Below are 4198 nucleotides of genomic sequence, written 5' to 3'. Positions count from 1 at the left end.
CGCGCCGCCTGCCCGCCTGCCGCTGGCGACGCCGGGGCTCCCGGGTGGGGCTGTTTCGGCGGCTCGTTTCAATCCCCGCCCCATGGCGCCCACCGGGCGGCGAGCCTGCTGGCGCTGCACCGGCTGCGGCTCGACCGGGTGTGGTGGCTGGTGACGCCGGGCAACCCGCTGAAGAACAACAACGATCTGCCGGGCATTGAGGAACGCGTGGGGTTCGCCCGCGCCGTGGCGCGCCACCCGCGCATCGACGTCACCGCCTTCGAGGCCGACTTCGGCGTGCGCTATTCCTACGAGACCGTCCGGCTGCTCACCCGCCGGCTGCCCGCGGTGCGCTTCGTCTGGATCATGGGCGCCGACAATCTGGCGCGCTTCCACCATTGGCAGCGCTGGCGCGAGATCGCCGACCTCGTCCCCATCGCCGTGGTCGACCGCATGGGCGACAGCCTTGCCGCCACCGCCTCGCGGGCGGCGCAGGCGCTCGGGCGCCACCGCATCGAGGAGAGCGACGCCCCGCTCCTGGCGAACCTGCACCCGCCCGCCTGGGTGTTCCTCCACGGGCTGAAATCCCCTGTGTCTTCAACGCAGATCCGCGCCGCGCGCGGCGGCGCAGCGCGCTTTTCGGCGGCGTGAGAGCGCACAACCCTTGAAAATTCGTTGATTCGCCTGCATTCTATGTGAGTGCACGCGGGTGCGGCCACCCGCGGCCATCCGAATGCGAGAGGAACCGGACCCCTGTCCACGACGGCTCTTTCGGCGGCCGCCACGATCATGGCGCCCGCCCCGCTCTCCGAAGCGCCTGACGCGGAGGAGATGCTCGCCCTCGTCAAAGCCCGGCTCGAAGACGACAAGTCCGAGGACATCGTCTGCATCGATCTGCGCGGCAAGACGTCCATCGCCGACTTCATGGTGATCGCCTCCGGCCGCTCCCAGCGGCATGTGGGCGCCATCGCCGAGCACCTCATCGAGGCGCTGAAGCAAGCGGGCGTCAAAGGCGTCAGGATCGAGGGCCAGCCGGCCTGCGACTGGGTGTTGATCGACGCGAACGACGTGATCGTCCACATCTTCCAGCCCGAAGTCCGCAGCTTCTACAATATCGAGAAGATGTGGGCCGGCCCCGCCCGCGCCTGAGCGCGGGCCAGGAGGGGTGCGTCTCGTCCTCGCCTGTGTCGGCCGGCTGAAAGCCGGGGCCGAGCGGGAACTCGTGGCGCGCTACCTTGACCGCGCCCGCGCCGGCGGGCGGCAGGTGGGCTTCAGCCAGGTCGACATGGTGGAGATCGGCGAATCCACCGCCCGCCGCCCCGAGGACCGCATGGCGGAGGAAGGCGCCGCTCTGGTCGCCGCCTTTCCCCCCGACGCGGCCCTGGTGATTCTCGATCCGCGCGGACGGGCGCTCTCCAGCGAGGCGTTCACGGACTGGCTGCGCGCGCGCCGCGACGGCGGTATCGGCTGCGTCTGTCTCGTCATCGGCGGCGCCGACGGGCTGAGCGAGCAGGTGCGCAACCGCGCGGAACTGCTGGTGGCTTACGGCGCCGCGACCTTTCCCCACCAATTGGTCCGGGCCATGGCGGCCGAGCAGCTCTATCGGGCCGTTACCATCCTCTCCGGCCATCCCTATCACCGGGCCTGAGCGGCCGCCGGCATTGACAGGAGGCGTGCGCGCCCTTATCACGCCGGCTCGATCCATCAAGAAAGGTGTCGACGAGCCGCGCGGCATGCGCGCCGCGGTCGGCCGAAGGCTGATTACCATGAAGATCCGCAATTCGCTGAAGTCGCTGCTGGGCCGCCACCGGGACAACCGCCTGGTGCGCCGCAAGGGCCGCGTCTACATCATCAACAAGACCCAGAAGCGCTTCAAGGCGCGCCAGGGCTGATCCGCGCGCTGCTGCGGCCACTCCGGCACGCCGGGCGCGTGCCGGCGGCATCGCCGGATCGTGACCGCCGCGGCGGCACCCCGCTGATCTGCCCGTTGACGAACGGCGGCCGAGGCTCGACACTTTTTCCATGAGTGTCGAGACCGTGCCGCCGATTTGCGTTTCCGCGCCTGCCCGGACGAGGCGGCTGCGCCGCGCCGCCTTGCTGGTCCTGCTGCTCGGCCTCACGGCCGGGCCGGCTTGGGCCCAGTCGCCGGGCCCCTCGCAATCGCGCCCCGATGCTGCGCGGCCGGCTCCCAATGGCGACGCCAAATCCGACCGCTCCGACAAGGCGGCGGAGGCACCGCGCCCGCGGCCGCCGAAGGACAAGCGCACCCAGCTCGAAGGCCTGTTCGCCGCGCTGAAGGTGGCGCCGGACGACCAATCCTCGAAGCAGATCGCCAACCGGCTGGAGGCGATCTTCGCCGATTCCGGCTCGCCCAGCTGTGACATCCTCATGGCCCGCGCTTTGGCGGCGGCGGATGCCAAGCAGTTCGACCTGGCGCTGGAACTGCTGGACCAGGTGATCCTGATCGAGCCCGATTATATCGGCGCGATCAGCAAGCGGGCGACGCTGCGCTACATGAAGGACGACTATGCCGGTGCGCTGGCCGACCTGCGCGAGGTGATCGCCCGCGAGCCGCGCCATTACGCCTCCATGTATGGCCTTGCCCTCATCCTGCGCGACCTCGGCGACGACAAGCGCGCGCTCGACGCCGTGCGGCGTGCGCGCGCGGTGAACCCGCGCATCGACGGGTCCGAGGACCTGGAGGATCAGCTCACCGTGAAGGTGGAAGGCCGCCAGATCTGACGCCTGCCGGGCCGTTTCGGCGTCGGCAACGCTGCCGGGCCGGTCGTCTCACGGCTTTTTCGGTGGCGGTGGCGGCAGCGGCGCGGCGGCCTGGGGTGGCGGCTTCGACTGGTTCGCCTCGGTGAGCTGCACGGTCCAGGACTTCTGCTGCTGGGTGTCCACCTCGAAGAAGCCGGTGCGCTCGAAGCCGCGCGCCAGGCAATCCTCGGCGCCGCGGATGGTGAACTCCTTCTCCCGCGTGCACATATGGGCCTTGCCGGCCCACTCGCCGCCCTGGTCGTAGTCCACCGCATAGAGATAGTAGAAGCGCGCCGGCAGGTCGCCGCGCAGCAGCGTCTCGCAACTGTTGGCGCCCACGTTCCACCAGCCTTCGGTGAGCCAGGTGTCGCCCTCCTTGTAGCCGATGGCGATGCCGATGCGGCTCTGGGTGCGGTTGCACAGGCGGAAGTCGGCCTGCGCCGCCGCCGGCCAGAGCAGGAGCGCGAGGGCGGCCAGCGCCGCGAGGCGGCCGAACGGCCGGCGCCCGGTGCGCAGCGCAGAGCGTGTTGTGCGGAGGAGGCGGGGCGACATCATTCCGCGTTCGATGGACCCATGGACGTTCAAATGACCGTTCACCTTCGGGCATCGACCTTGGCCGCTGCCGTCCAGGGTGGGTTTGTTTGCCCGCCTTGGGCCGCCGCGTCAATGCTCGGTGCGCGTTCTGTCTGGACGCGTATCGGGGCGCAAGGATGGCGGCGAGCGCGGACGGGCGACGAAGAGGCCCGCCACCACCAGGCCCCCGCCGGCCCATTGGATAAGGCTCAAGCCCTCGCCCAGAAACAGCGCCCCGAGCGCCGCGGCCGAGACCACCTCGAGGAAGAAAACCAGCGATCCGAATACCGGCGGCACCGCGGCCAGCCCCACCGACAGCAGCCCCAGCCCGCCCACCTGGCTGACCAAGGCGAGCGCCGCCAGCGCAGCGACGCCGGTTCCAGAAGCGGGCCAGAGCGTCGGCTCCAGCGCCAGGGCAACGGCGAGCAGCACGATGCTGGTGACGGCGGTGGAAACCAGCGTCACGGCGGCGGCACCGGCGGTCTGGCGGGCGGCGCGGACGGCGAGGAAATATCCGGCGAAGAACACGGCGGTGACGAGGCCCGCCCCGTCTCCCGCGAGGCGCTCGGGATCGAGCTGCCAGCTCTCCCCCACCAGCGCCAGCGCCCCGGCGGCACACAGGGCCAGCCCGGCGAGGCTGCGCGCCGAGACTCGGGTGCGCAGCACCAGGGCTGCATAGAGCGTCACCCACAGCGGCGAGGTGGTGGCGAGCACGGTGGCGTTGGCGACGCTGGTGCCGAGGATGGCGAGATGCCAGAAGACGAGGTCCCCGGCGAAGAACAGCCCCGCCGCGAGGCTTGCCCGCGGAACCGCTCCGAAGCGTCGGGACCGACGCCCGTGTCTGCCCACCGGACGTCCGTGCGCGGAGCGGACGACGTGGCGGCAA

7 protein-coding genes are annotated in these 4198 nt (G+C 70.8%); 5 read left to right on the top strand and 2 right to left on the bottom strand.

From position 1 onward, the window contains the following. The 5 genes from AC2W7M_RS20880 to AC2W7M_RS20860 form a co-directional block, all read left to right on the top strand. Positions 1–630, top strand: a 630-nt coding sequence (locus tag AC2W7M_RS20880; RefSeq protein WP_486134584.1) for a nicotinate-nucleotide adenylyltransferase, incomplete at its 5' end; no start/stop codon positions are given. Positions 631–768: 138 nt separating this feature from the next. After that, positions 769–1128 (top strand): ribosome silencing factor, encoded by a 360-nt coding sequence (rsfS, locus tag AC2W7M_RS20875; protein ID WP_486134582.1) that lies wholly within the window; start codon positions 769–771, stop codon positions 1126–1128. Positions 1129–1144: 16 nt separating this feature from the next. Continuing rightward, complete coding sequence (gene rlmH, locus AC2W7M_RS20870; protein WP_486134580.1) at positions 1145–1627, top strand: 23S rRNA (pseudouridine(1915)-N(3))-methyltransferase RlmH; 483 nt, start codon at positions 1145–1147, stop codon at positions 1625–1627. Positions 1628–1745: 118 nt separating this feature from the next. After that, positions 1746–1871, top strand: coding sequence for a type B 50S ribosomal protein L36 (gene ykgO, locus AC2W7M_RS20865; RefSeq protein WP_013167868.1), 126 nt, complete (start codon positions 1746–1748; stop codon positions 1869–1871). A gap of 130 nt (positions 1872–2001) precedes the next feature. Next, on the top strand, positions 2002–2721 hold the full coding sequence (locus tag AC2W7M_RS20860) for a tetratricopeptide repeat protein (protein ID WP_486134577.1): 720 nt from the start codon (positions 2002–2004) through the stop codon (positions 2719–2721). Between the two features lie 48 nt (positions 2722–2769). Here the strand turns inward: AC2W7M_RS20860 and AC2W7M_RS20855 are convergent, their stop codons facing one another. After that, entirely contained in the window at positions 2770–3291 is a 522-nt protein-coding gene (locus AC2W7M_RS20855) for a DUF1036 domain-containing protein (protein ID WP_486134586.1), read from the bottom strand. 111 nt (positions 3292–3402) lie between these two features. Next, on the bottom strand, positions 3403–4198 hold a 796-nt coding region (locus AC2W7M_RS20850), incomplete at its 5' end, for a DMT family transporter (RefSeq protein WP_486134575.1).

The organism is Xanthobacter sp. BG11Y11_SDJG (assembly GCF_057364445.1).
This window is presented reverse-complemented; position numbering and strand designations above follow the sequence as displayed.